This window comes from Cryptosporangium arvum DSM 44712 (assembly GCF_000585375.1).
Lineage (GTDB): Bacteria > Actinomycetota > Actinomycetes > Mycobacteriales > Cryptosporangiaceae > Cryptosporangium > Cryptosporangium arvum.
The window spans coordinates 7944759-7968610 of record NZ_KK073874.1 but is presented as its reverse complement, the minus strand read 5'-3'; the positions used below and the strand labels follow the sequence as shown (position 1 = coordinate 7968610).

Here is a 23852-nt window from a genome sequence, read left to right as displayed (position 1 = left end):
GACGTGATGGGAGGGCTGAGCATGGAAGCGTCCACCGAGAGCGAAGTTCCGGCGATCCCCGCCGAGGCTCCGACCGAGAAGCGGGGGTTCTCGCGGCGGCGGTTGCTGGGCGCGGGCGCGGCCGGGCTCGCCGGCCTCGGGGCCGCCGCGGCCGGGGGGTACGTGGTCGCGGACGCGCGCTCGGGTGCGCGCTCGTCCGGCGGTGACGCCGCCGGCTCGGTGCCGTTCCACGGCACGCACCAGGCCGGTATCACGACCCCGGCGCAGGACCGCCTGCACTTCGTCAGCTTCGACGTCACGACCGAGAACCGCGCCGACCTCGTCGACTTGATGCGGGAATGGACGAAGGCCGCGGAGCGGATGACCGCCGGTGACCCGGCCGGTGACCTCGGCGGGCTCGTCGAGGCGCCGCCCGCGGACACCGGCGAGGCGCTCGGGCTACCCCCGTCGCAGCTCACGCTGACGATCGGGTTCGGCCCGTCGTTGTTCGACAAGCGTTTCGGGCTGACGTCACGGCGTCCGCCCGCGCTCGTCGACCTGCCGGCGTTTCCCGGCGACGACCTGGAGGAGGCGCGCTCCGGCGGGGACATCGCGATCCAGGCCTGCGCCCACGACCCCCAGGTGGCCGTGCACGCCGTGCGCAACCTCGCCCGGATCGGGTTCGGCGCGGTGGCCGTGCGCTGGTCGCAGCTGGGCTTCGGCCGTACGTCGTCGACGTCCCGGGACCAGGCCACCCCGCGTAACCTGTTCGGGTTCAAGGACGGCACGGCCAACCTCAAGGCTGAGGACGCGAAGCTGCTCGAGGAGCAGCTCTGGGCCGCGGAAGCCGACGGCGCACCGTGGATGGCCAACGGCTCCTACCTGGTCGCCCGTCGCATGCGGATGCACATCGAGACGTGGGACCGCACGTCGCTGGACGAGCAGCAGATGATCTTCGGCCGCTTCAAGGGCACCGGGGCGCCCACGACCAGCCCCGACGAGAGCGCGGCCGAGTTCGACGAATTCGAGTTCGACACGGTCACCGGCGCGTCCGAGCCGGTCATCGCCGAGAACGCGCACACCCGGCTGGCGCACCCCGACTTCAACAACGGGGCTCGGCTGTTGCGCCGCGGCTACAACTTCGTCGACGGCTCGGACGGTCTGGGCCGCCTGGACGCCGGGTTGTTCTTCCTCGCCTACCAGCGTGATCCGCGTAAGCAGTTCATCCCGATCCAGCAGAACCTGGCCCGTACCGACGCGATGAACGAGTACGTCAAGCACGTCGGCAGCGCGGTCTACGCCGTCCCGCCGGGCGTCGAACGGGGCGGTTACTGGGGAGAAACGCTGTTCCGGTGATCGGGCAGGCCCGGTGCGCCGAGCGCGACGACCGCGCGCCGGGCCGCGAGCCGCTCGGCCTCCCGCCGCCGCCGCTCGGCCAGTACCGCGGTGAGGTAGGCCCACGCGGGCGTGCCCGGCGGCGGGGGAGGGGTCGTGCTCTGGTAGATCTCGTCGGCCAGCCGCCGCCCGAGTGACACCCGGGCCTCGGCCCGCATGCCCTGCGCCCGGGTCAGGAACTGCCGGAGCGTCATCGCCAGCGCGTCGTCGATGCCGGTAAGGTCGAGATCCCGGGCCCATTGCGCCAGCTCGGGCGGCATCACGATCGGCGTGCGGCTCAGATCGGGTAGCCGTTCGACCAGGACGATCGTGCCGGCGGCGAGATCGCCCAGCCGTTTGGCCCTGGCCGTGAACAAAATGCAGGCCGATCCGAAGATCCAGGTCAGCGGCGCCAGCAACAGGCCGGGCCACTCCACCGCGACGCCGATCAGACCGCGGGTCAGCGCGTGTCGGAACCGGATCGGACCGCCGTCGTCACGCACCACGCGCAGCCCGAGCGCGAACTTCCCCGGGCTGCGTCCACGTGTGAACGTCTCGAACGCGACCGGCCAGACCACGAACACGAACACCAGGGTCAGGATCGACAGCGTGGCCTGCACCGCGATGTTCGCCTCGATCGCCGCCTGCGCGAGCGCGATGTTGAGCGCGAACAGGATGACGATCTGGAGGAACGCGTCGATCGCGACCGCGGTCGCCCTCGTCGCGAGCCGCGCGACCGGCAGCTCGACCTCGACGGCCTCGCCGATGATGAGCCGCTGCCGCTCCGATGTCACCGAGTTACTTTCCCATACGGCCGCTACGAGATCGTGAAGCCCAGCTCCGCGGCCAGGACGTCGGCCAGGCCGATGGCCTGCTCGGACGTGATGAGCGCGCCGCGCAGCGTGGTGAGGCCGCGGGCGCCCTCCAGGCGCGAGCTCCGCAGGTCGCACTTGCGGGCCGCGTCCGCGCCGAATTCCGCGCCGGCCAGGTCGCAGTTGTCGAACACGAACCCGGAGAGGTCACCGCGCAGCGTCGTGCCGGCGAACGTGCAGTCGCGGAACACGATCGAGCCCTTGGCCCTGCGGACGTACAACCCGCCGTTGTCCCAGCGGGAGCCGGTGACCAGCAGGTCCTCGGCGAACGTCGCGATCAGCCGCCAGCCGACCAGCCGCGAGTCGGCGATCTCCAGCCGCCGCGCCGACACTCCCTCCCAGCGGGCGCCGGCCAGGTCCGACCGCTCGATACGCACGTCGCTCACGTCGAGCGGCTCGAACTTGGTGCCGGTGAAGTCGGCGCCGTCGGCGTAGACGGTGGCGATCTCGCCGCGCCCGGCCACGCCGACGTACGAGCCCGTCAGGTGGTTGCGGTAGAGGTCGATCTCGTCGTCGATCGGCCCGTCGGCGGGTTCCAGGAGGTCGAGATCCAGCTGGGGTGGGCGGGGGGCGGTCCCGGTCGGAGGCACGGGGAAACCGTAGCTCCTCCAGAATGGCACCGTGGAAATCCCCGCGACCGGTCCCGGCAGCCGGAGCCGTCCCCGTCCGACCTGGTCGGAGCTGCCGGGAGCGGTGCGGTCGGGGATCGAGCACGTGCTCGGGGCCCCGGTCGCCGAGGCGGTGAGTGTTCCGCTCGGGCTCACCCCGGGCCTGGCGTCGCGGGTGCGCCTCGCCGACGGACGGCGGGCCTTCCTGAAGGCCGCCGGTGTGCACCGCGGCCCGTCCGACGTCGAGAAACTCCGCCGCGAAGCGCGGGTGCTGGACGCGCTCGGGCCGGACACGCCGGCGCCGCGCCTGCTCGGGTTCTACGACGACGGGCGCTGGGCCGCGCTGGCCTGCACCGACGTCGACGGTCGACCGCCGGTGCTGCCCTGGACCGCCGACGAGCTGGAGCGGGTCCTCGAGGCGCTGACCACGTGCGCGGCGGCGACCACACCGGCCCCGCTGGGCGAACCGCGGTTCGTCACCGACTGGGCCGCCGACCTGACCGGCTGGCGCCACCTCGCGAGCAACCCGGCCGCGGCCGAGGCCGCACGGGCGGCGTTCCCCGACCACGACTTCGACCTCGAGCGGTTCGCCCGTCTGGAGGCCGGCTGGTCGGTGCGTGCCGACGGCGACACGCTGCTCCACGGCGACCTGCGTGCCGACAACATCCTGCTCACCGAGGAGCGGGTGTGGTTCGTCGACTGGCCGTCCGCGTGCGTCGGGGCGCCCTGGCTGGATCTGGTGTTCCTGCTCCCGGGCGTCGCCGCGAGCGCGCCCGCGTTCGACGTCGCGGAGATCGTCCGTACCCATCCGCTGACCCGGGACGTCGCCCCGGCGACGATCACCGCGACGGTGGCGGCGCTGGCCGGGTTCCTGGTGACGGTGGGGTTGGAACCGGCGCCGTGGTACGCCCCCGAGGTGCGGGCGTTCCAGCTCGCCGAGGCGCGTGCGGCGCTTCGGTGGCTGGACGGGTTGATTTAGGGAGCCGGCCCCGGGGTTTCCTCCGAAGCACCGGTTACGCCCCGATAGGCACGGTATGACCATGGGAACGGTGCTCCGGCGCCCCGGCACGCTGCTGCTCGGCGTGCTCGTGGTCGACACGTACGCGTACTACGTGTCCGACGCCGGCGACTCGCCGGTCGGCCTGCTGACCTACCTGCTGCAGGCCTTCCTGCTCTACCGGCTCTGGCGCGGCGCGAATGCCGTGCCGTGGCTGTTGCTGCTGGCGATCACCGCCTACGAAGCGTTCTGCGTGAAGCAGGTGATCGACGCCGGTGTGGCGGCCGACCACCGCGACTGGGTCGCCGCGCACGTGATCGCCGTCGCAACGACGGTAACGGTGCTGATCAGCGCTCCGGTGCGAGGCAAGCTCGGTCCACTCCGTGGAATCCGAGGGGTGGAGCGAGCGTGATCTCCGCCACGTCAATACCACGGCGCCGCCATGCCAGGCCGCGGCGAATCGTCGACACTGCCGGAGCGTCCTGCGGTGATGACCACCCGGACGAACTCTGACGGCGAAAGGCTGACGCGGTCCGACCTGCTGACGGACCGCGCCGCGATACCGCCTGCTCATCAAACTCTGTAACGTTCTTGTTGCTCGACCGCGAACACCACGTGTCAACCAGGTGGCTCGAGGGGTCGACGCAAGGGAGTGGCTCCATCCGCAGCCGGCTACCGCCGGTGGGCCCCCCGACCATCCGGCCGTGGCGTCGTTGTTGACGCCTGGCGCCCTGTGCCTGCCGCACGCATCACCGTGTGCCGGGCCGGCCGGTGTGCCCACCGAACGATTAGTCGCGTTGGAGACCGTCATGACCGCCGGGCCTTCTGCCCTGCCTGCCCTGTTGCCTGTCCGGAACCGTCGCGGCTGCGGAGTCGCCGACCTGGCGATGGAAGCAGCCGACGTGCTGCGCAGCAACGACATCGGCACGATGGTGACCGCCGCGCCGGCGCTCTACCCGCACATGTGGAGCTGGGACGCCGCGTTCATCTCGATCGGCCTGGCGCACCTGGGCATCGAGCGCGCGGGGCAGGAGATCCGCACGCTCCTGGCCGCGCAGTGGGCCGACGGCATGATCCCGCACATCGTCTACGGCGACCGTGGTGGCTACTTCCCGGGCCCCGGGCGCTGGGGCACCGCGGAACTGTCCGCGTCCGCGCCGAACGCGCCGCTGACGTCGGGCATCTGCCAGCCGCCCGTGCACTCGATCGCGGTCGGCCGCATTCTCGAGGTGGCCCGCCGGGGCTCCGACGAGGACCGGGCGGCCGGGGAGAAGCTGGTCCTCGACTCCTGGGACTCGCTCTACCGCTGGCACGCCTGGCTGGCGCGCTACCGCGACCCGGAGGGCACCGGCCTCGTCGCGGTCGTGCACGGCTGGGAGTCCGGCATGGACAACTCGCCGCGCTGGGACCAGCCGTACTCGGCCGTCGTCCCCGGCTCCGACCTGCCGCCGTACGTCCGGCTCGACCGCGAGCTGGTGCGCGACGGCGCCGAGCGGCCCACCGACCTGGAGTACGACCGTTATCTTTGGCTGATCGAGGAGATGCGCCGCGTCTCCTACGACCCGGTGAAGGTGTACGAGACGTGCAGCTTCCTGGTCGCCGACGTACTCGTCAGTGCGATCTTCGCGGTGGCCTCGGACGTGCTCGCCGACCTGGGCGCCGAGTTCGGGATGCCTGCGGCCCAGGTCGCCGACCTGCGCGGCTGGGCGGCCCGGTCGCGTGCCGCCGTCGCCGCGTCGTGCTCGCCGGAGACCGGACTCGCCCGGGACTTCGACCGGCGCACCGGGCGCTGGATCGACGTCGAGACCCTCGCCGGTTTCGCGCCGTTGATCTGTGGCGGTCTCGATGCCGACGCCGAGGCCGCGCTGATCGCGACGCTGCACGGGCCGCGCTGGGCCGGGCACCCGGACCTGGTCGCGAAGGTGCCGCCGACGGTGTCGCCGGACTCCGCGGGCTTCAAGTCGCGTGAGTACTGGCGTGGCCCCCAGTGGCCGGTGGTGTCTTGGTTGTTCGGGTGGGCGCATGCCCGCCACGGCCACGCCGCCGAGGCGCGGACCCTGCGGGCCGAGACGCTCAAACTCGTCGGCGACGGCGCGTTCTCCGAGTACTACGAGCCGCTGACCGGCGAGGCGCTGGGCAGCCGCCGCCAGTCCTGGACCGCCGCGGTCATCCTCGACTGGCTGGACCAGTAAGCGCGAGCATGCCAACGCTGGATGGGAATTGCATCCCGGTCGATCCGAAAACTCTCGGCGTCCGTATTTACGGGCATGGACGTCGACTCGCTCGCTGTGGGCCGTGAAACGCCCAGCCTCGATCAGTCAGCCCCGCCGACCGACACCTTCGCCCAGTACCTCCCGCCCGGCTGGATGACGCTCCGCGTCGCCCACGACCGCTGGCTGCTCTACGGCCCGCACCGCGACCGGGGCCCCTCCCGGGGTTCCGCGGTGCTGGTCGGCGAGCTCACCTGGCTGCACTCCGACGAATGGCGGGTACTCCCCGTCGACGAGATCCTGCCCTGGGACCGGACGTTCCCCAACGTGCTCGCCGCCCTGGATCCGCTGATGACCTGGTGGAACCTCCGGCGCCGCTACCGCTACCGCGAAGCCGGCTGACGGCTCATCCTCGCGGCGGCACCGGGCTCGGCGGCAGCCGCCAGCCGCCGCCCCGGTCCTCGGTGGCGAAGCGTGCCACCAGCTCCGGGATGCGCAGCGCCGTGGCCAGGCCGGTCACGCCGAGCAAGAGGTCGATCCCGACCTGCTTCGCCGGCATGGCCAGGTTCAGGATCCTCGGGTTCACGGTGCCCTGGATCTCGTCGACGAACGGCCGCAGCTCGGTCTCGTAGTTCGCCAGCGCCGTCGGCAGGTCGTCGGCGCGACGGTTGAGCTGTCCGGCCAGGACGTAGGCGCCGACGAGGCCACCGGAGATGCCCATGCCGCTGTAGGGCGACGCGCAGTGCGCGGCGTCACCGGCGAGCACCACCCGGCCCCGGGACCAGCGGTCGATCCGGACCTGCACGACCTCCTGGGAGTAGAAGAACGGGCTGTCCGGCATGCCGTCGATGAAACGCTGGGCCTGCCAGCCGGCGTCGCGGAAGCGGTCGGCCCAGAACGCCTGCTGGTCGGCGGTGGGGCGACGGTGGATCGCCGAGAAGTCCGGGGAGCTGTCGCGCTGGACGAAGTACGCCTGGGTCTCGGTCGCGTTGTGGCTGCGACGCATGATCTGACGACCCCGCGGGGCGAGGTAGGTGTCCCGGATGCGTCCGTCGGAGGCGATGCGCGGGACGAACCAGTACGCCATGTGGATCCCGATGTGCCGGTACGGGTCGCGATCGTCGGGGACCACGGCGCGACGCAGGCGTGACCCTTGCCCGTCGGCGCCGACGAGCAGGTCGAAGTCCTCGGCCGAGCCGTCGGAGAAGCGCGCGGTCACTCCGCGCTCGTCCTGGTCGAAGCCGTCGACGCCCACGCCGAAGCGGTAGTCGACGCCCTCGCCGTTCGCGTCGTGCAGCAGCTGGACGAGATCGCCGCGCATGATCTCGTACTCCGAGGTCAGCGTCTGCCGCCCGGTGCCGGACGTGTTCGCCATGATCGTGCCCCGCGTCCGGCCGTTCCGGTCGACGAACGCCACCCCCGGTTCGTCGACGAGGTGCTCCGCGATGCGGTCCAGCAGCCCCATGGCCTTCGCCGCGTCGATTCCCTGGCCTCGCAGATCCACCTGGGCGCCGTAAGCGCGCAGCTCGGGGGAGCGCTCCGCGACGACGACGTGGTGGCCGCCTCTCGACAGCCAGAACGCCAGCGCTTCCCCGGTCACCCCGGCTCCGGCGATGAGCACACGCAGCTTCGTCATGGCATCCCTCCGACTATCACTGATAGGTGCTTGAGGAGAGTCGCCTATCAGCGATAGGTTGTCAAGGTGGGAAAAGTGGACCGGCAGACGGTCGTCGCCGAAGCGCTCGATCTACTCGACGAGGTCGGGCTGGACGGCATGAGCACACGCTTGCTGGCCCGGCGGCTGGGCATCCAGCAGCCGTCGCTCTACTTCCATTTCCGCAGGAAGGAGGACTTGCTGGCGGCCATGGCCGAGGCGGCGATGGCGCCGCACGCGACCGCGCGGCTCCCCCGGCCCGCCGACGACTGGCGGGAGTGGTTCCTGGACAACATGCGCAGCTTCCGCCGAACGCTCCTGCGTCGCCGCGACGGAGCCCGCCTGCACGCCGGAGGACTGCCCGGCCCCGCCGACCGCGACCGGATCGCGCACAAGATGACGTTCCTCACGAACGCCGGCGTACCGGAGCTCGACGCGCAGATGGCGATGCTCGCCGCCGGTCGCTTCACGGTCGGCTGCGTCCTCGAAGAACAGGCCGACGTCGCCGGCGAGCCGGACCCCGACGCCGACTTCCCCCTCATCGACCACGAGTCCGCCTTCGAGGCGGGGCTGAGCCTCATCCTCGACGGCCTGGTCGCCCGGACGCCGAAGACCGGCGGGCGCCTACGCCCCTAGTCCCACCAGAAGTACCAGCTCGGGCTGCGTACCTGGCCGGCGGCCAGGGCGGCCAGTGAGCCGACGCCCTGGTCGACGGCGTCGGGGCAGTACGCGTACTGCTCGACCGCGGTCGTCGCCGCCTCGCGGGGGTCCATCGGGGGCGTCGGCACCAGCAGTTCCAGCATGTCGAACGAGAGCGTGACGAGCTGAGCGCCGTGCAGGTCGTGCCAGCGCTTGAGGATCGCGACGTGGTCCGCGCCGTCGATGTCGCAGTTCACCGCGCCCTGCCAGGAGAGCAGGCCCGGCACCTCGTAACCGGCCCGGGCCGGGATGAGCCCGACGAGCGTCTCCTGCTTGTCCCACACGAACTCCGGCTCGGGGCTGGGCTGGGCGTCGAGATCGGGGTTCAGGAAGACTTCGTCGATCGACATCGTGTTCTGGGCGTCGGCCAGCTCGGCGAGACGGCGCGCGGCGTCCATCGCCAGGCCTCGTTCGACGGCGGTGGGGTCGCTGTCGTTCTCGGCCATGTAGGCCAGATCAGCGGTCTCGTCGCCGGGGCCGACCAGGAACGGGTAGAGGCCCGTGCGCTCGTGCAGCCGCCGTAACCGCAGCCAGTGGTCGAAGCCCTCGCCGGCTTCGGCGGGGTACGCCCAGACCGGTACACCGGTGCCCGTGCGGAAAAGGAGGTCGAGTCCGGGCAGCGCGACGCCGAGCCGGACGAACACGTCCTGCGGGTTGCCCCCTCGATCGGAGAACGAACTGACAGCGGCCACGGCGCAATCTTCTCAGGCCGAGCGACATGTCGACAGGGAACCCTGACCCAGGTGTGGACCAACCTTCGTCCGGCAACACTGCTCCCCATGAGTCACCTCCAGCTTTCTCGATTCGGTAGATCCGAACGGTGACGGCGCTCGCACTCGTCGCAGTCCTCGTCTTCCTGGTCGCGAACGCCGTGTTCGTCGCCGCCGAGTTTTCCCTCACCAGCCTCGACCGTCCCCGCGTCCAGCGTCTCGCCGACGGCGGGAGCGAGCGCGACAAGAGGGTTCTCGCCGCGCTCCGGACGCTCTCGTTCCAGCTGTCCGGTTCGCAGCTGGGCATCACCGTGTCGTCGCTGATCCTCGGCTACCTGGCCGAACCCGCGATCGGCACGCTCATCGACCCGGCGCTCGAGGCCGCCGGCGTGCCCGAGGGCATGGCGGGCAGCGCGTCCTACGTGGTCGCGTTGATCCTGGCGACCGCCGTGCAGACGGTGTTCGGCGAGCTGGTGCCCAAGAACGCCGCGGTCTCCGAGCCGCTGCGCACCGCGCACCTCGTCGCGCCGATCCAGCGGGCGTTCAGCTCGGCCTGCAGGCCGCTGATCCTGGTGCTGAACGGCTCGGCGAACTGGGTGATCCGGCGCCTGGGCATCGAACCGCAGGACGAGTTGGGTGCCGGGCGCTCCCGGGCCGAGCTGAGCGGGCTCATCCGGGCGTCGGCCGAGCAGGGCGCGCTGGCCGAGGGCACGGCCCGGCTGGTCCGCCGTTCGCTCGTGTTCGACGACCGCACGGTGGCCGACGTGCTCACCCCCCGAACCCGGGTGAAGGCCCTCTCGGCGCACAGCACGGTCGCCGACCTGGCCCGCGCATCACGCAAGACCGGCTTCTCCCGGTTCCCGGTCTTCGAGCACCAGCTCGACAACCTGCTCGGCGTCGTCCACGTGAAAGCAGTTTTCCGCTTTCCGGACGAGGAACGGGAGCGCACGTCGATCCGGGAGGTGATCGAGCCGTTCGGCGTGCTGCCGGAGACGCTCGAGCTGGACGAGGCGCTCGGCCAGCTGCGTCGCGAGCCGCTGCAGGCGGCCGCGGTGATCGACGAGTACGGCGGCCTGGCCGGCGTGGTGACGCTCGAAGACCTGATCGAAGAGCTCGTGGGGGAGGTGCGCGACGAGCACGACCGGCCACCGGAGCCCGACATCGTGAAGCTCGGCGACGACCACTGGCGGGTCTCCGGGCTGCTCCGCGACGACGCCGCGGCCGCCCGGATCTGCTTCAACGTCCCTTCCGGGCCCTACGAGACGCTGGCCGGGCTCTTCCTTGACCGAGCGGGCAAGGTGCCCGGGGTCGGCGACACGGTGACGGTGGAGGACGCGATCGACCCCGCCGAGTGGGAACTGATCGTCGACGAGATGGACGCCCACCGGATCGCGGCGATCCGCCTGCGCCGGACCGAGACCGAACCGCGAGAGGACGACTGACGTGGACGTTGCTCTCGTCTTCCTGACGTTCGCCCTGCTGCTGGGCAACGCGTTCTTCGTCGGGGCCGAGTTCGCGCTCGTGACCACGCGACGCGACCAGCTCGAACCGCGGGCGGCGCGCGGCTCCCGTGCGGCCAAGACCGCGCTCTACGGCGTGGAACACCTCTCGCTGATGCTCGCCGGTGCGCAGCTGGGCATCTCGCTCTGTTCGCTGGGGCTCGGCGCGGCCGGCGAACCGGCGATCGCGCACCTGATCGAGGCGCCGCTGGAGCTGGTGCACGTGCCCGAGGGCATGCTGCACCCGATCGCGTTCGTGATCGCGCTGTCGATCGTGTCGTACCTGCACCTGGTGCTGGGCGAACTGGTGCCGAAGAACATCTCGCTGGCCGGTCCGGTGCGGGCGGCGCTCCTGCTCGGGCCGCCGATGGTGACCTGGTGCCGGCTCACCCGCCCGATCGTCGTCAGCCTGAACGCGACGGCGAACGGCGTCCTCAAGTTGTTCGGGATCACGCCCCGGGACGAATTGGACACCGTGTACAACACCGAGGACCTGACCGAGCTGGTCGCCGAGTCGCGGGCCGAGGGTTTCCTGGACGCCGACGCCGAGCAGCGGTTGACCAGGGCGTTGTCGACCGAGGCACGCACCGCGGCCGACGTGGCGCTGGGCGACGACCGGCTCCGGGTGGTGCCCGAGGGCGCGACCGTGCGCGAGGTGGAACAGCTGGTGGCCTCGTCGGGCTATTCGCGGTTCCCGGTGCGGGGGCCGGACGGCTTCACCGGCTACGTCCACGCCAAGGACCTGTTGGAGGCCCGGCCGGACGAGCTCGACCGGCCGCTACCGGACCGGCTGATGCGGACGATGCCCGAGATCGACGACGACGCGCCCCTCGCCGACGCGGTCGAGGCCCTGCGTCGCGACGGCGCGCACCTCGGCCTGGTCAACGGAACCGCCGTCGTCGCGCTGGAGGATCTGCTCGAAGAGCTGGTGGGCCAGCTGAACGAAACGCCGCCGATCTCAGATGCTGGTTTGACGCAAGCATCCAGTGGCGACTGATAGGCCAGGCGTTTAACAGCATCAATCTGGAGGCCCCCATGACTGCCCCCTCGGTGAGCGGAGCAAGTAACACCGCACGCCGCGCCGCCCGTAGCGACTGGATCACCAAGATCGGTCGTGTCGGGCTGGTTGCGTACGGGGTGGTGAACCTGCTGATCGCGTTCCTGGCGATCCAGGTCGCGACCGGTGACAGTGGCGAGGAGGCCAACAAGAACGGCGCTCTCTCGCAGGTCGCGGAGAAGCCGTTCGGTCAGGCGGTGCTGTGGATCGTCACGATCGGCCTGGTCGCGCTGACGATCTGGCAGATCGCGGAGGCGGTCTGGGGCCACGCGAACGCCGGTGACAAGCGGCTGAAGAAGCGCCTCACGAGCGCCCTCGAGGCGGCGATCTTCGGCTTCCTGGCGTTCACCGCGGCCAAGTTCGCGATGGGCAACCCGCAGCACGGCAGCAAGACCCAGTCGTTCACCGGCAAACTGCTCGAAGCCCCGTTCGGGCGTGGCCTCGTCATCATCGTCGGGCTGGCGATCGTCGTCGGCTCCGCGTTCGTGGTGTGGCACGGCTGGAAGAAGAAGTTCCGCGAGGACCTGGACCTCTCGCACGCCGACGCGAAGTCGCGGAAGGCCGCCGAGCGCACCGGGCAGATCGGTTACATGGCGGTCGGCGTCGCCTACGCGGTCGTCGGTGGCCTGGTGATCGCCGCGGCGGTCAGCTTCGACAAGGAGAAGGCTTCCGGCCTGGACGGTGCGATGAAGACGATCGCCGACCAGCCGTTCGGCAGCATCCTGCTCTGGCTCGTCGCGCTCGGCTTCATCTGCTACGGCGTCTACTGCTTCTTCGACGCGCGGTACCGCAAGTCCTGAGTCACCCCGTTGCGGGTGACGCGTACACCACGACATTGGCCTCGTACGACTGGGTCTTCCGGTCGTACGGGCTGGTGCAGGTGACGAGCACGAGGCGTTCCGGAACTCCCTGAGCGAACACGTCGCCGGGGAGTTTCGCCTTTTGGTAGACCCGCCGGGCGGCCACGCGATACGCGCGCCGCCCGGCGGTGCTGTCCACCCAGATCAGATCGCCGACCGAGAGCTTCCCGATGTCGTAGAGGGCTCCGCGTCCCAGGTCGCGGTCGTCGACGTGGCCCGCGAGGATCACCGACCCGAACGTCGAGCCCGGGCCGGCGCCGGCCGACCACCAGCCGACGCGACGGGGGTCGTCGGGCAGGCTCAGGCCACCGACCGTGTTGACGATCTCCGAGTCGACGACCGCGTCGACGTCGAGCACCGGGATCTTCAGGCGACGGGGCCGGGCGACCGCGGGGTCTGGCGGCACCGTGAGCTTCCCGGTCGGCTTGGCCGTCGAGGGACTCGGCGGACCGACGCTGCGCGGGCTCGTGCTCGGCCTTCCCGGGCTGGGGCTCTTCGGGGCGGCCTGGGCGGACTCACCCGGCACCACCCCCACCTCGCTCGGCAGGTCCGGGGCCGGCGGCGGCAGCAACGCGTAGATCGCGGCGGCGGCGAGGCACACGATGCCGGTCGCCAGACCGGCGTAGGCGGGCCAGCGGCTCGATCGGTCGGGAGCGGGAAGGCTGAATTTCCGACGGTTTGGTAACAGGAACCGCCGGGGCTCGCTCATGCCTAGGGCTGTCCACTCTGGCGAAGGATGCTCCGACGACGCCACGACCAGGCGGATCCGAGCAGGAAGGCGACGCCGACCGCAGCGAGCGTACCGGCGATGACCGGGCGGTTCCCCGGGGAGATACCCCGTCCGGCATCGACCTGACCCGGCGCGGCACCCACCGCGGGTGCGTTGTCGTCGAGCGCTTCCGCGTGCTTGGCCACCACCGGTGACGTCTGCCGGGCCAGCGTCTGCACCTCTTCGTTCTGGCCGCCGGTCAGCTCGGCTTCGACCTGGCGGCGCAGTGACGCCTGGGCCTGCCGCTGCGTGGACACCCAGAGGCCGTCGAACGCGGGGCCGCTGGTCTGCTCGTACCGGTTGAGCATCGCCTGCTGCGTGGCGTCGGGGCGGGCCGGCAGGTCGACGCCGAGCTTCTTGGCCACCGGCCGCAGCTGGTTGTCGAGGCGGGAGTGGTCGGTGAGCCACTGGTTGGCCAGGTCGCGCGTCTCCTGGTTGCCCTTGCGCAGGCCGATACGGGCCGCGGCGACGGCGGCGAGGTGGGCCTGGTGGGCACCGCGGAGGAAAGACTGGTCCTGTGCGTTGACCCCGGCGACCGGGGCGGCGAGCGCGCTACCCGGTAACGCGAGCACGATCAACACCGCGGAGAGCAACGTCGCTAAGCCGATCCTTCGCTGCATGGCACCGTCCTTCCGGCCTGCCGTTGCTCACCGAGAAGGTACCGGATACCTCCTAGTGACCACACCGCTGCGTTGAGTTCAACACGCTGTGAGTTACCCGCACTGTCCGGTCCATACGCGTCTCCCTGGTTCCCGGCGCCTACGATCACTCGCGTGGCCGTGACCGAAACGTTGTCCCCGTCGAGTGCCGAGAAGCGGGCTCGGCCCTCCCTGCGTCATCGGTTGGCCGACGGGCTGCCGACCGATCAGGCGGCCTCGTGGCTGTGGACCGGGGGAGTCGCGCTCCTCGCGCTGATCCTGCGGCTGGTCGGGTTGGACAAGCCGGGCGAGAAGATCTTCGACGAGGTCTACTACGCCAAGGAAGCCCACGACCTGCTGATGTTCGGCGTCGAGCGGGATAAGGAAGGCACCGGCGCCGGGTACGTCGTCCACCCGCCGCTGGGCAAATGGCTGATCGCCGGCGGCGAGCAGCTCTTCGGCTACAACGCGCTGGGCTGGCGGATCTCGGCCGCGGTCATCGGTGCGCTCTCGGTGCTGCTGCTGGCGCGGATCGCGCGTCGCATGTTCGGCTCGACGCTGCTCGGCTGCGTCGCCGGGCTGCTGCTCGCGCTGGACGGCCTGCACTTCGTGATGAGCCGGGTCGCGCTGCTCGACATCTACCTGATGTTCTTCCTGCTGCTCGCGTTCGGCTTCGCCCTGCGTGACCGGGACTCGACACGGTCGTGGCTGTTGCACCGGGCCGAGGCCGGGGACGACCTGTCCGGCGGTTCCGGATCCCGGGTGCCCTGGTGGCGGCTGGCGACGGCGGTGGCCGCCGGGTGCGCGCTCGGCGTCAAGTGGAGCGCCACCTGGTACATCGTCGCGCTGGTGGCGGTCACGCTCTGGTGGTGCGTGCAGGCCCGGCGCAGCGCCGGGGTGCTGCGCCCGGTGCGCGACACGTTCGTGCGCGAGGCCGGCTGGGTCGTCGTCTTCGGTGTCGTCGTGCTCGCGGTGTACCTGTCGACGTGGACCGGCTGGTTCCTCTCCGACAACGGCTGGAACCGCAACGGCGACCCGTGGCCGGGCCCGTCGTGGCTGCCGGCGTCGATCGGGAACCTGTGGGAGTACCACGTCCACGCGTACGAGTTCCACACCGGCTTGCACGCCAAGCACGACTACCAATCGACGCCGTGGAGCTGGCTGCTGCTCGGCCGGCCGGTGGCGTACTACTACTCCAGCGACCCCGGCTGCGGCAGCGACAACTGTTCGGCCGAGGTGCTGGCGCTGGGCACGCCGCTGCTCTGGTGGTCGTTCATCCCGGCGCTGGTGATGATCGGCTGGCGCTGGCTGGCCGGGCGCGACTGGCGTGCCGGCGCGATCCTCCTGATGAGCGTCGGCGCCGGCATCGTGCCGTGGACGTTCTACCCGACCCGCACGATGTTCTACTTCTACACGCTGCCGGCGCTGCCGTTCCTCGTCCTGGCGGTGACGCTCGCGCTGGGGATGGTGCTGGGGTCCGGACGCTCCGCCGTGCCCGGGCTGGTGGCGAACGTCGACGACCGCGACCGACGTCTGGTGGGGGCCGTGGCGGTCGCGACGTACCTGGTGGTCATCGCGGCGACGTTCGCGTACTTCTACCCGATCTACACCGGCGAGCAGATGACGTACGACTCCTGGCACTCGCGGATGTGGTTCGACTCCTGGATCTGAGCCTCGCGGGTCACCCGCCAGCGCCCGCAGGCACACCGTTGGTAGTGGACGCGGCCCTCGCTGGTGGGGTGGCTCGAGATCGTCTTCCAGAAGTGCGTCATGGCTCGAGCGTGCTGTAATGGTCTTGTGCACATCAACCCTTACGGCGAAGATCCGGTGCGATTCGCGATCGCACTGGCCGTCGACTTCCCGGCGACCGCGGCCGACCTGGTCGCGCGCTGCCGCGCGGCCGGCGTCGAGGTGCCCGCGGGCGACGTCGACCTGGCGGACGTGCGTGCGTTCCTGACCGACTGGCTCGGCGTGGTGGACGCACCCGACGACGAGACCCGGGCCGCGCGGCTGAACGTGCTGCTGGCGGCCGCGTCGGCGTATCCGCGGCTGACCAACCACGCTTCGGACGGCTGGCACGTGCACTACCGGGCCGCGGAGCTGCCGCTGGCCGGGGTGTTGCGCGCGTTGATCGGCGTCGGCACGGCCCTGCATCTGACCGGACGGGGGATGCACCGGCTGGGGCGGTGCGCGGTGGCGGAGTGCGATCGCCCGTTCGCCGACGTGAGCCGCACCGGCCGTCAGCGGTACTGCTCACCGGCGTGCGCGAATCGGGACGCGGTACGCCGCCACCGCGGCCGGGTCGCGAGCTAGCGCCCGGGGTCGGCTCGGGAGCGTGTGACTGCGGGCGCGTCAGCTCGGGAGCCAGTAGGGGTCGCGGCCCAGGGCGCGGAGGAGTTGATCGACGGCCGGGGCGCCCGGGGTCTGGGGAAGGCTCGGAGCGAACGGGCTGCCGGGCTCGGTGCGTCGCTCGTCGTCGGGAAGCGAGAGCACGATCGGCAGCAGGGCGTCGACCAGGTCGTTCTCCGGGGCGAACGGCTGTCCCAGCGCGGCCGCGACGTCCCAGGCGTGCACCAGGTAGTCCACGGCGTGGGCCGTGATCGCGAAGTGCGCGGGCGTGGGTCGCGCTCCGAAGTCCGGGATGACGAGCGGCTGGTCCGGGTCGTCGACGCTGGCGAACGCGGCGACGACCTCGTCGGACGCCTTCCGGTACTGGGTCGCCAGATCGTCGTCGAGCGTGGGCAGCTCCCAGTCGCTGCCGCCCCGGGTGGCCGCGGCGAAACCGTGGTGCTGGGCGATCAGGTGTCGCATCAGGTCGGCCACGGTCCAGCCGGTGCACGGCGTCGGACGCCCGAGGTCGTCCGGCGTGATCGTGTCGACGATGCGCGCGCTGAGCGCGACGGCGCGGGCGTCGAGGTCGCGGAGGTCTGTCAAATCAGTATGCATGTGCTTACGATGTGCAGGTGCTTATGATTTGTCAAGCGGTATCTTCACGGCATGGAGGCACGGCCGGACCTGGCGGCGATGATGGGGCCGATCGGCCGGACGCTCGTCGCGATGGAGCTGCCGATCCTGCGCGAGCACGAGCTCTCGATGTGGGGTTACGCGGTGCTCTCGAGCCTCGACGACCAGCCGGTCCACACCCAGGCCGCGCTGGCCGAGGCGATAAACGCCGACAAGACACGGCTCATCGCCGTGCTCGACGACCTGCAGTCGGCCGGTTTGATCGAGCGCCGTCCGGCACCGGGTGACCGGCGGGCCCGTGTCCTCACGATCACCCCGGAGGGGCGCCGCCTCCGCAACGCGGTGCAGGCCGCGATCCGGGTCGAGGAGGAACGGCTGCTCGAGGTACTGCCGCCCGACCAGCGAGCGGTGTTCGTCGACGCGCTGCGACGGCTCAGTGCGGCGTCGAAGCCCTAGCGGCGTTGACCATGTCTTCCGGGAGCAGCAGGAACAGGCGCGGCGCGATCTTCTCCATCGCTCCGCCGCACCCCACCACCAGGCCGGTGGCGAAGTCGACGAGCGGCATCGCGTCGGACTCGTCGAACTCGCTCAGATCCATCACAACCGGGGTGCCGCAGCGGAACCAGTCGCCGACGTAGAAGACCTCGTTGTAGTTCTGCGGACGCAGCGTCTTGACCACCGCATCAGTCTCCTCTGGACGCTGCCGGAGTCAATCCGCCGCGCCTGCGCGCCGCGTCGATCTCCGCGCCGTGTGCGACCGCCCACTGGGCCACCGAGCCGATCGGCCCGAGGAACGAGACGCCGAGCGGCGTCAGGCGGTACTCGACCGTCGGCGGCACGGTCGGGAAGACCTCGCGCGCGACCAGGCCGTCGGTCTCCAGCGCGCGCAGCGTGCGGGTCAGCATGCGCCGGCTGACGCCCTCGATCGCGCGGTGCAACTCGTTGTAGTGATACGGGCGCTGGCCCAGCAGGGTGAGCACCAGCAGCGTCCACTTGTCGCTCAACCGCCGCAGCACGTCGGTGACCGGGCACGCCTCGTACTCCGCTGCGGGAACCGGGGTCGGGAGGGGCATGCGTCCAGAATGGCTTGCGCGCCTGCGGTTAGGTATCCGCATACGGCGCGTCGTCCCCGGGCTACTGGTCTTCGTCGGCGCCGTGCTGCTGATCGCCGCGGCGCAGGGTGTGCTGGCCGTGCTGATCGGCTCGGCGTGGGTCGTCAACCCCGGGCACTACGCGGTGCTCAACCGGATCTTCGAGCATCCGGTGCTGCTCGCCGCGGGCGGCGTCGTCGTCCTGCTGGTCGGCTCGGCGGCCGCGTCCCGGCAGCGTTTCCTCCGGTTCGGAGCGCTGGGCATCGCGGCGCTGCTCGCCGGCTTCGCGAGCGCGCTCGGCACGCCGCTGTCGTCCGGACCCGGGCTGCCGACCGGCGGCCGCGAGAGCGTCGAGTACGACTCACCCGGCGGGCGCTACGCGGCCCGCATCACCCGCTGGCAGAAGCTCCAGGGCCCGGCCCAGTTGATTCTCGTCCGTTTCCACGACGGGTGGCGCAGCCGTGAGCATCTCGTGGGCTGCCAGGACGGCAACGGCGGCCGGAGCGTGGCCCGCCTGGGATGGACGAGCGAGTCGACGCTCCGACTCCACCGCTCGGACGGCGTCGAATACGACATCCGCCTGGACCCGAAAACGGCCGAGCCCGACCACGTCCTCCACCGGGGCGACGTGGACGCCTGCTACCAGCCCTGACCGGTCCATCAGTCGGACAGGAGCCGGAGATGCGGCGGTCCCTTGGGTGCGGGCGCCGGCGTCAGCACGCGGGGGTCCGAACGTTCGGGCTCCGCGTCGACGAACTCCGGAGGAGTCCCGTGCGTCCCGGTCGTCACCGGCGTGATGTATTCGTCCACGGCGGCGAGGACGGTGTCTTCCAGACTCCGGCCTCCCACTGTCGCCCAGCGGCGCAGTTCCCTCACCTGCACACTGTCCAAGCGGATCGTGACCAGCGTCGGCACACTGGAACCAACGTCTGAATCAGTCATGGTCAGACAGTAGATGCCGGACAGTTCGGGCGCGAATCCAACACGCATGTACCGGAGTAATCAGGTATCAACTGGCATCTCCACCGAGCGTGGACGCCGCGCGCGTGATCACGGCGCCGGGTGTGGGCGTCGGTCCGCGGCTCCTCCGTTGCCGTCATCGGCCTCGGCCCAGTCGATCCTCGACGTCCCGTTCATGCCCCCGAGAAGACCCGCTCGTCGCGCCCCGGAGGCGCGAGCGTCAAGCGCGGACGAAGCCACCGGGCATCGGGTGGGCCTCGGCGGTCAGTCCGGCGCGGACAGCCGGGTCGTCGGCGGCGATTCGTTCGATCTGAGCGTGATCGACGACCTCCACCACGGCCAAACCGTACGGGCCGGCCGGATCCAGTACCGCGCCGAAGCACACCGCGACCCCGTCGGCCAGCAGGCCTTTCCAGTACTCGGTGTGCTCCGCCATCACCGCCTGTTCCGCGTCGGTCATGTCGGTGACGACGTGGGGCGAGGACACCCGCCACCCCGGCCCACGGGGGCGGGCGCATCGGCCACCGTGTGCCGTACACCCTCCGACCCCTTTACGATGGGCGCCCGTCGTTTCACGAAGGACAGTGCGCGATGAGGTACCGACGAGACACCCAGGCCGACACCAGCGACCGAGCCGCCAGCGATCGTGACTCGGCCGCCGATCAGCGTGACGCGAATGCCTCCGCCCGCGACGAGGCCGCGACCAACCGTGACGAGGTAGCTGTGGGGCGTGAGCTGACCCGGATGGACGCCGCGCGCCACATCGAGGGCCTGCTGGCGGCCGCGGCCGAACGCGACCGGATCGCCGCCGAGGGCGCGCAAGACGTCGAGCAGCAATCGGCCACCGCTGACCGGGACCGGAACGCCCAGGACCGCGTCATGATCCGCCAGGAACTGCACGAACTCCGCGAGGCGCGACGTCAGGCGACGCGTGATCGGAGCGCGGCGGCCGACGACCGGGAGGCCGCGGCCGACGATCGGGCCGCGGCCGTCCGGGACCGCCGCCAGGCATCCGCCGACCGCGACCAGGCCGCCATCTACCGAGCGCAAAGCACCTAGCGCAGGCCATCTAGCGCTCGGCCGCCACCATCCCGACGAGCATCTCGATGAGTTCCTCGGCGGACGTGCCCCACTTCTCTTTCGTCAGGTGGCCGCTGACCTCCATGCTGGTGACGCCGTGCACGCTCGCCATCAGCAGCGCGCCGTAACGGCGGGCATCCTGCTCCCCGACCAGCTCGGCGACGATCGCCAGGAACTCGTCCTGGCTGCGCCCCGCCGCCCGGACCACCGCGGTCGGATCGCCGCTGGGCTGGGTGAACATCAGGCGGTACAGGTGAGGCTGCTCGCGGCCGACCGCGATCAGCCCGCTGAGCGCGGCACGCAGCTTCTCCGACGCCGAGAGCTCCGGCGACGTGCGCAACACGGACACGTCCGTCCCCACCCGCTCCCACGCCTCGCTCGCGATCGCGGTGAGCAGGCTCTCCTTGTCGGCGAAGTGCCGGTACGGCGCTCCGCGACTCACCCCGGCCCGCGCGCCTACCTCGCGCAACGTGACCGCCTCGACGCCGCCGGCACCGAGCAGCGCCGCGGCGGCGTCGAGCAGCGCACGGCGGGTGGAGGCGGCGGACTCCTCACGGCTGACCATGACGTCGATTCTACTGTTGACAGCGTCAACTCAACCGGCCTACCGTAGTTCGGGTGACAACGTCATCTGAAATTGCTGTCGTAACGGGCGCCTCCACCGGAATCGGCGCCGCCACCGTGCGCGCGCTGGCCGGCCGGGGCTATCACGTGCTCGCCGGCGTTCGGCGCGAACAAGACGCGCCGAACGTCGAGGGCCGGAACGTCGAGCCGGTGATCCTGGACATCACCGATCCGGTGCAGATCGGGTCGCTGGCCGCCCGTGTCGGCGAGGCCCCGGTCAAGGCCCTGGTCAACAACGCCGGCATCGCCGTGAACGCACCGGTTGAAGCCCTTCCGCTGGACGAATGGCGCCACCAGTTCGAGGTCAACCTGTTCGGCCACATCGCCGTGACCCAGGCGCTGCTGCCCGCCCTTCTGCGCGGCAACGGCCGGGTCGTCAACATCAGCTCGATCGGCGGGAAGCTCGCCCTGCCCACCTACGGCGCCTACGCCGGAACGAAGTTCGCTCTGGAGGCGGTGAGCGACGCGCTGCGCCGGGAGCTGGCACCGCACGGAGTGGAGGTCGTCGTCGTGGAGCCCGGCGGCGTCCGGACGGAGATGAATAGCCGGGGCACGGCCGTCGCGAACCGGCTGGCCGCGGACATGACGCCCGAGCAGCGCGAACGCTACGGCCCCCTGGTGCGTGCGATCGTGTCCCACTCGGCCGCCTTCACGAAGGCCGGCAAGTCGGCGGAGGACGCCGCGAAGATCGTCGCCAAAGCCGTGACCGAGCGCAGGCCACGCACCCGCTACACGATCGGCCGCGACGCCGCCCTGATGAGCCGGCTGTCCCGCGCCCTCCCCGATCGTGTCCTCGACCGGGTTCTGGCCGCCGACCTGCGTCCGCACTTCTCCTGAGGGCCGCCAGCGTTCGGTGTTCGCCGCGTTGGCGAACCCCACTCGCCGGGACGTGCTCGATCTGCTCCTCGACGGCCCGCGGCCGGTCCAGGAGATCGCCGAGCACTTCGACATGGCCCGGCCCAGCGTCTCCGAACATCTCAAAGTCCTGCTGGACGCCGAGCTGGTCACCGAGAGCAGGCAGGGCCGCCACCGGATCTACGCGGTGACCCCCGACCCGCTGCGCGAGCTGCAGAGCTGGCTCGCCCCGTACGAGCGGTTCTGGCGGTCGAAGCTCACCGGCCTGCGCACCTACCTGGAGGAGCAAAGCCCATGAACGACGCCATCCACGTCGCGGTTTCGATCCGGACGACGCCCACCAGCAGCTCGCCCGCGCGATCATGGACGGTGGTTGGCGCAGCCGGATCTTCGGCCGCCTCATCGATCACCTGGCGGGTTGAGGGCCCTGGAGACCCGGTTGCTGCCGGTCCTACCATGCGGAGCATGACGCGGTACGTCGACGAAGACCTGCGTGGTGCGGAGTTCCGCGAGTGCGACCTGACCGAGGCTCGCCTGATCGGCGTCGTCATGCAGGATGCCGTGATCGACGGGCTCGTGGACAACCTCGTGGTGAACGGAGTCGAGGTCACCGGGTACGTCGAGGCCGAGCTCGACCGGCGTCATCCGGTGCGGGTGCTGATCCGCTCGGACGACCCGGCCGATCTGCGTGAGGCCGCGCGTCGGCTCCGCTCCGGCTGGGCCGCCACGGTCGAGCGGATCGGCCGCACGCCGGGCATCGAGCGCCGCAGCGTGAACGACGAGTGGTCGGCGGCCGAGACGATGCGCCACCTGGTCTTCGTCCACGACTCGTGGTTCCGCCGCTGCTGCCTGGGCTCGACCGACCTGTTCACGCCGATGGGCCTCGGCACGACCGTCGAGCCCTACCACGGAGCGCACGGGCTCGACCTCGCGGCCGATCCAGGCTTCGACGAGATCGTGAGCGTGCGTGACGCCCAGGCCGCCGAGGTCGAGGCCTGGCTCGACGAGGTCACCCCGGCGCAGCTCGACGCGCCGGCCCCGATACCCGACGACGACGTCTGGCCGCCCTACGCCCGAGGCCGCTCGGTGCGCCAGTGCCTGCGCACGGTGCTCAACGAGACCTTCGAACACCACAACTTCTGCGTCCGAGACCTGGACCTGGTCGAGGCCCAGCCGTCACCAGGCGACGCCGGCGGGCCGGCCGAGGGCTAGCTCGGCTGCCGCCACCCCGCTGGCGTAGGACACCTCGCTGAGAAGGCCGGGCGCGGCCACCTGGTCACCCGCCAGGAAAACGCCGTCGCCGCGGTCGATGGCCGGGCGGTCGCGCCAGGTGTGGCCGGGCAGATCGAGGGCGCCGGTGCGACGGTTCGCGATCGCGTCCCGCTGCCAGGTGACCCGCTCCCGCCAACCCGGCAGGGCGTCGTCCACGAAGGCCTGAAGGCGCACCGTTCCGTCGGCCTTCGTTTCGTCGTGGTGCAGCGGGAGCTGAGCTTGGAACAGGGACTCGCCGCGCGGCGCCAGGCCGGGGTCGGGCAGCGTGTACCGCTCCAGCCACCCGGCCTGGTCGAGGTCGGAGACGACGAACGGCTCGCGTCGCGCGACGCGCACCGCCACGTCGAACAGCAGCGTTCGTCCGCTCTCGACGCGTGGCAGCAGCGGCGCACCGAGCAGTGTGGACGCCGCGTCCAGCGAGGTCGCGACGACGACGGGGGGAGCGGGAAGCTCGGTCACCCTGGCGCCGGTCTCGATCGTGACGCCGAGCGCGCGGGCGTGGTCGGCGAGCCGGTCGACGAGCCCGTTCCAGCCACCGAGCACGTACCGGGCGGCCGGAATCGGCGCGGTGACCCGTCGCAGGCGCGGCCAGACGAACGCGGCCGACAGACGCCCGGGGTCGGCGTCGAACGTGGCCACCCCCATCAGCATCGACGCCGCCGCCGCGACCGCGTCGCCGTGCTGTTCGCGCATCCAGGTGCGGAAGTCCTGGTCGACCGGCGACCGGCGTCGTCGTCGCGTCAGAATCGGCAGTAACGCGGCGGGAGGCGTCCGACGTAGCCGGCCTCCGTGACGGAACCGGAAACCGGCCAGCCCGCGCAGCGGCATCGCGGTGTGCGCGCCGATCAGGTCGCGGTGCGCGAGCCAGCGCCACCACGGCCCGTCGCCGTAGAGCACGTGCGGTCCGTCGTGCGCGACGTACGGCGGAGCGGTGGCGCGGGCCCTCCCGCCGAGCGTCCGGTGGGCTTCCAGCAGCCGGACGCGAGCGCCGGCTTCCGCGCTGGTGATGGCGGCGACGAGCCCCGCGAACCCGCCACCGACGACAGTGATGGTCTCCATGACCAGGCGACGACGTAGGGC

30 protein-coding genes are annotated in these 23852 nt (G+C 71.1%); 17 read left to right on the top strand and 13 right to left on the bottom strand.

Features of this window, described 5'->3' with window-relative positions:
• Positions 1-21 precede the first annotated feature (21 nt).
• Complete coding sequence (gene efeB, locus CRYAR_RS36335) at positions 22-1335, top strand: iron uptake transporter deferrochelatase/peroxidase subunit (RefSeq protein WP_051571404.1); 1314 nt, start codon at positions 22-24, stop codon at positions 1333-1335.
• On the opposite strand, the gene CRYAR_RS36330 is transcribed toward efeB, so the two are convergent.
• Together CRYAR_RS36330 and CRYAR_RS47765 are read right to left on the bottom strand one after the other, a co-directional pair.
• Positions 1308-2147, bottom strand: coding sequence for an RDD family protein (locus tag CRYAR_RS36330; RefSeq protein ID WP_051571403.1), 840 nt, complete (start codon positions 2145-2147; stop codon positions 1308-1310). The two genes, efeB and CRYAR_RS36330, sit on opposite strands and share 28 nt — an antisense overlap.
• Positions 2148-2170: 23 nt before the next feature.
• The gene (locus CRYAR_RS47765; RefSeq protein WP_051571402.1) at positions 2171-2815 is read right to left on the bottom strand and encodes a pentapeptide repeat-containing protein; all 645 of its coding nucleotides are present in this window, start codon (positions 2813-2815) and stop codon (positions 2171-2173) included.
• Positions 2816-2846: 31 nt separating this feature from the next.
• Between CRYAR_RS47765 and CRYAR_RS36320 the strand changes: the two genes are divergently transcribed.
• The 4 genes from CRYAR_RS36320 (at position 2847) to CRYAR_RS36305 (ending at position 6442) form a co-directional block, all read left to right on the top strand.
• Positions 2847-3812, top strand: coding sequence for a phosphotransferase family protein (locus CRYAR_RS36320; RefSeq protein ID WP_051571401.1), 966 nt, complete (start codon positions 2847-2849; stop codon positions 3810-3812).
• Positions 3813-3873: 61 nt separating this feature from the next.
• Positions 3874-4242 carry a hypothetical protein gene (locus CRYAR_RS36315; RefSeq protein ID WP_035857727.1) on the top strand — a complete coding sequence of 123 codons (369 nt, stop codon included), beginning with the start codon at positions 3874-3876 and terminating at the stop codon, positions 4240-4242.
• A gap of 397 nt (positions 4243-4639) precedes the next feature.
• The gene (gene ggh, locus CRYAR_RS36310; protein WP_425389382.1) at positions 4640-6022 is read left to right on the top strand and encodes a glucosylglycerate hydrolase; all 1383 of its coding nucleotides are present in this window, start codon (positions 4640-4642) and stop codon (positions 6020-6022) included.
• A 75-nt stretch (positions 6023-6097) separates the two neighbouring features.
• The gene (locus CRYAR_RS36305; protein ID WP_035857726.1) at positions 6098-6442 is read left to right on the top strand and encodes a hypothetical protein; all 345 of its coding nucleotides are present in this window, start codon (positions 6098-6100) and stop codon (positions 6440-6442) included.
• A gap of 4 nt (positions 6443-6446) precedes the next feature.
• On the opposite strand, the gene CRYAR_RS36300 is transcribed toward CRYAR_RS36305, so the two are convergent.
• Positions 6447-7676 carry an FAD-dependent monooxygenase gene (locus tag CRYAR_RS36300; RefSeq protein ID WP_035857725.1) on the bottom strand — a complete coding sequence of 410 codons (1230 nt, stop codon included), beginning with the start codon at positions 7674-7676 and terminating at the stop codon, positions 6447-6449.
• A gap of 75 nt (positions 7677-7751) precedes the next feature.
• Between CRYAR_RS36300 and CRYAR_RS36295 the strand changes: the two genes are divergently transcribed.
• Positions 7752-8330, top strand: coding sequence for a TetR/AcrR family transcriptional regulator C-terminal domain-containing protein (locus CRYAR_RS36295; protein ID WP_245620580.1), 579 nt, complete (start codon positions 7752-7754; stop codon positions 8328-8330).
• Here the strand turns inward: CRYAR_RS36295 and CRYAR_RS36290 are convergent.
• Positions 8327-9085, bottom strand: a complete 759-nt coding sequence (locus tag CRYAR_RS36290) for a DUF4253 domain-containing protein (protein WP_157018316.1) — start codon at positions 9083-9085, stop codon at positions 8327-8329. The two genes, CRYAR_RS36295 and CRYAR_RS36290, sit on opposite strands and share 4 nt — an antisense overlap.
• Before the next feature lie 128 nt (positions 9086-9213).
• Between CRYAR_RS36290 and CRYAR_RS36285 the strand changes: the two genes are divergently transcribed.
• From CRYAR_RS36285 to CRYAR_RS36275, 3 genes are read left to right on the top strand one after another with little or no spacing between them, the layout of a single operon-like run.
• Positions 9214-10545, top strand: coding sequence for a hemolysin family protein (locus CRYAR_RS36285; protein WP_211247814.1), 1332 nt, complete (start codon positions 9214-9216; stop codon positions 10543-10545).
• A 1-nt stretch (position 10546) separates the two neighbouring features.
• Positions 10547-11599: a hemolysin family protein gene (locus CRYAR_RS36280; RefSeq protein WP_035857722.1), complete on the top strand. Its 1053-nt coding sequence runs from the start codon at positions 10547-10549 to the stop codon at positions 11597-11599.
• A gap of 38 nt (positions 11600-11637) precedes the next feature.
• Entirely contained in the window at positions 11638-12459 is an 822-nt protein-coding gene (locus CRYAR_RS36275) for a DUF1206 domain-containing protein (protein WP_035857721.1), read from the top strand.
• Between the two features lies 1 nt (position 12460).
• Here the strand turns inward: CRYAR_RS36275 and CRYAR_RS36270 are convergent, their stop codons facing one another.
• Both CRYAR_RS36270 and CRYAR_RS44095 read right to left on the bottom strand, forming a co-directional pair.
• Positions 12461-13228, bottom strand: coding sequence for a class F sortase (locus CRYAR_RS36270; RefSeq protein WP_035857720.1), 768 nt, complete (start codon positions 13226-13228; stop codon positions 12461-12463).
• A 2-nt stretch (positions 13229-13230) separates the two neighbouring features.
• Complete coding sequence (locus CRYAR_RS44095) at positions 13231-13908, bottom strand: DUF4142 domain-containing protein (RefSeq protein WP_084701418.1); 678 nt, start codon at positions 13906-13908, stop codon at positions 13231-13233.
• Positions 13909-14061: 153 nt separating this feature from the next.
• Between CRYAR_RS44095 and CRYAR_RS36260 the strand changes: the two genes are divergently transcribed.
• Together CRYAR_RS36260 and CRYAR_RS36255 are read left to right on the top strand one after the other, a co-directional pair.
• A complete protein-coding gene (locus tag CRYAR_RS36260; protein ID WP_211247813.1) occupies positions 14062-15597 on the top strand; it encodes a dolichyl-phosphate-mannose--protein mannosyltransferase in 1536 nt (511 codons plus the stop codon).
• A gap of 126 nt (positions 15598-15723) precedes the next feature.
• A complete protein-coding gene (locus CRYAR_RS36255; RefSeq protein WP_035857718.1) occupies positions 15724-16239 on the top strand; it encodes a CGNR zinc finger domain-containing protein in 516 nt (171 codons plus the stop codon).
• 39 nt (positions 16240-16278) lie between these two features.
• Here CRYAR_RS36255 and CRYAR_RS36250 read toward each other — a convergent pair whose 3' ends face one another.
• Complete coding sequence (locus tag CRYAR_RS36250) at positions 16279-16872, bottom strand: TIGR03086 family metal-binding protein (protein WP_035857717.1); 594 nt, start codon at positions 16870-16872, stop codon at positions 16279-16281.
• 51 nt (positions 16873-16923) lie between these two features.
• Here CRYAR_RS36250 and CRYAR_RS36245 point away from each other — a divergent pair, with 51 nt between their 5' ends.
• Positions 16924-17346 (top strand): MarR family winged helix-turn-helix transcriptional regulator, encoded by a 423-nt coding sequence (locus CRYAR_RS36245; RefSeq protein ID WP_035857716.1) that lies wholly within the window; start codon positions 16924-16926, stop codon positions 17344-17346.
• On the opposite strand, the gene sepF is transcribed toward CRYAR_RS36245, so the two are convergent.
• Positions 17324-17569 carry a cell division protein SepF gene (sepF, locus tag CRYAR_RS36240; RefSeq protein ID WP_035857715.1) on the bottom strand — a complete coding sequence of 82 codons (246 nt, stop codon included), beginning with the start codon at positions 17567-17569 and terminating at the stop codon, positions 17324-17326. The two genes, CRYAR_RS36245 and sepF, sit on opposite strands and share 23 nt — an antisense overlap.
• 4 nt (positions 17570-17573) lie before the next feature.
• Positions 17574-17963 (bottom strand): winged helix-turn-helix transcriptional regulator, encoded by a 390-nt coding sequence (locus CRYAR_RS36235; RefSeq protein WP_051571397.1) that lies wholly within the window; start codon positions 17961-17963, stop codon positions 17574-17576.
• Between CRYAR_RS36235 and CRYAR_RS36230 the strand changes: the two genes are divergently transcribed.
• Positions 17962-18633, top strand: a complete 672-nt coding sequence (locus tag CRYAR_RS36230; protein WP_157018314.1) for a hypothetical protein — start codon at positions 17962-17964, stop codon at positions 18631-18633. The two genes, CRYAR_RS36235 and CRYAR_RS36230, sit on opposite strands and share 2 nt — an antisense overlap.
• An 8-nt stretch (positions 18634-18641) precedes the next feature.
• On the opposite strand, the gene CRYAR_RS36225 is transcribed toward CRYAR_RS36230, so the two are convergent.
• Positions 18642-18923 (bottom strand): hypothetical protein, encoded by a 282-nt coding sequence (locus CRYAR_RS36225; protein WP_157018312.1) that lies wholly within the window; start codon positions 18921-18923, stop codon positions 18642-18644.
• Positions 18924-19161: 238 nt separating this feature from the next.
• Positions 19162-19428 carry a YciI family protein gene (locus tag CRYAR_RS36220; RefSeq protein ID WP_035857712.1) on the bottom strand — a complete coding sequence of 89 codons (267 nt, stop codon included), beginning with the start codon at positions 19426-19428 and terminating at the stop codon, positions 19162-19164.
• A gap of 104 nt (positions 19429-19532) precedes the next feature.
• Here CRYAR_RS36220 and CRYAR_RS36215 point away from each other — a divergent pair, with 104 nt between their 5' ends.
• A complete protein-coding gene (locus tag CRYAR_RS36215; protein ID WP_035857711.1) occupies positions 19533-20000 on the top strand; it encodes a hypothetical protein in 468 nt (155 codons plus the stop codon).
• 10 nt (positions 20001-20010) lie between these two features.
• Here the strand turns inward: CRYAR_RS36215 and CRYAR_RS36210 are convergent, their stop codons facing one another.
• Positions 20011-20586, bottom strand: coding sequence for a TetR/AcrR family transcriptional regulator (locus tag CRYAR_RS36210; protein WP_035857710.1), 576 nt, complete (start codon positions 20584-20586; stop codon positions 20011-20013).
• 53 nt (positions 20587-20639) lie between these two features.
• Between CRYAR_RS36210 and CRYAR_RS36205 the strand changes: the two genes are divergently transcribed.
• The 3 genes from CRYAR_RS36205 to CRYAR_RS36195 all read left to right on the top strand — a co-directional run bounded on the left by CRYAR_RS36205 (position 20640) and on the right by CRYAR_RS36195 (position 22712).
• Entirely contained in the window at positions 20640-21482 is an 843-nt protein-coding gene (locus CRYAR_RS36205) for an SDR family NAD(P)-dependent oxidoreductase (protein ID WP_035857709.1), read from the top strand.
• 16 nt (positions 21483-21498) lie between these two features.
• Complete coding sequence (locus tag CRYAR_RS36200) at positions 21499-21798, top strand: ArsR/SmtB family transcription factor (protein ID WP_035857708.1); 300 nt, start codon at positions 21499-21501, stop codon at positions 21796-21798.
• 158 nt (positions 21799-21956) lie between these two features.
• Positions 21957-22712 (top strand): DinB family protein, encoded by a 756-nt coding sequence (locus CRYAR_RS36195; protein ID WP_035857707.1) that lies wholly within the window; start codon positions 21957-21959, stop codon positions 22710-22712.
• On the opposite strand, the gene CRYAR_RS36190 is transcribed toward CRYAR_RS36195, so the two are convergent.
• Positions 22677-23831, bottom strand: a complete 1155-nt coding sequence (locus tag CRYAR_RS36190; RefSeq protein WP_035857706.1) for an FAD-dependent oxidoreductase — start codon at positions 23829-23831, stop codon at positions 22677-22679. The genes CRYAR_RS36195 and CRYAR_RS36190 overlap by 36 nt on opposite strands.
• Positions 23832-23852: the final 21 nt, after the last annotated feature.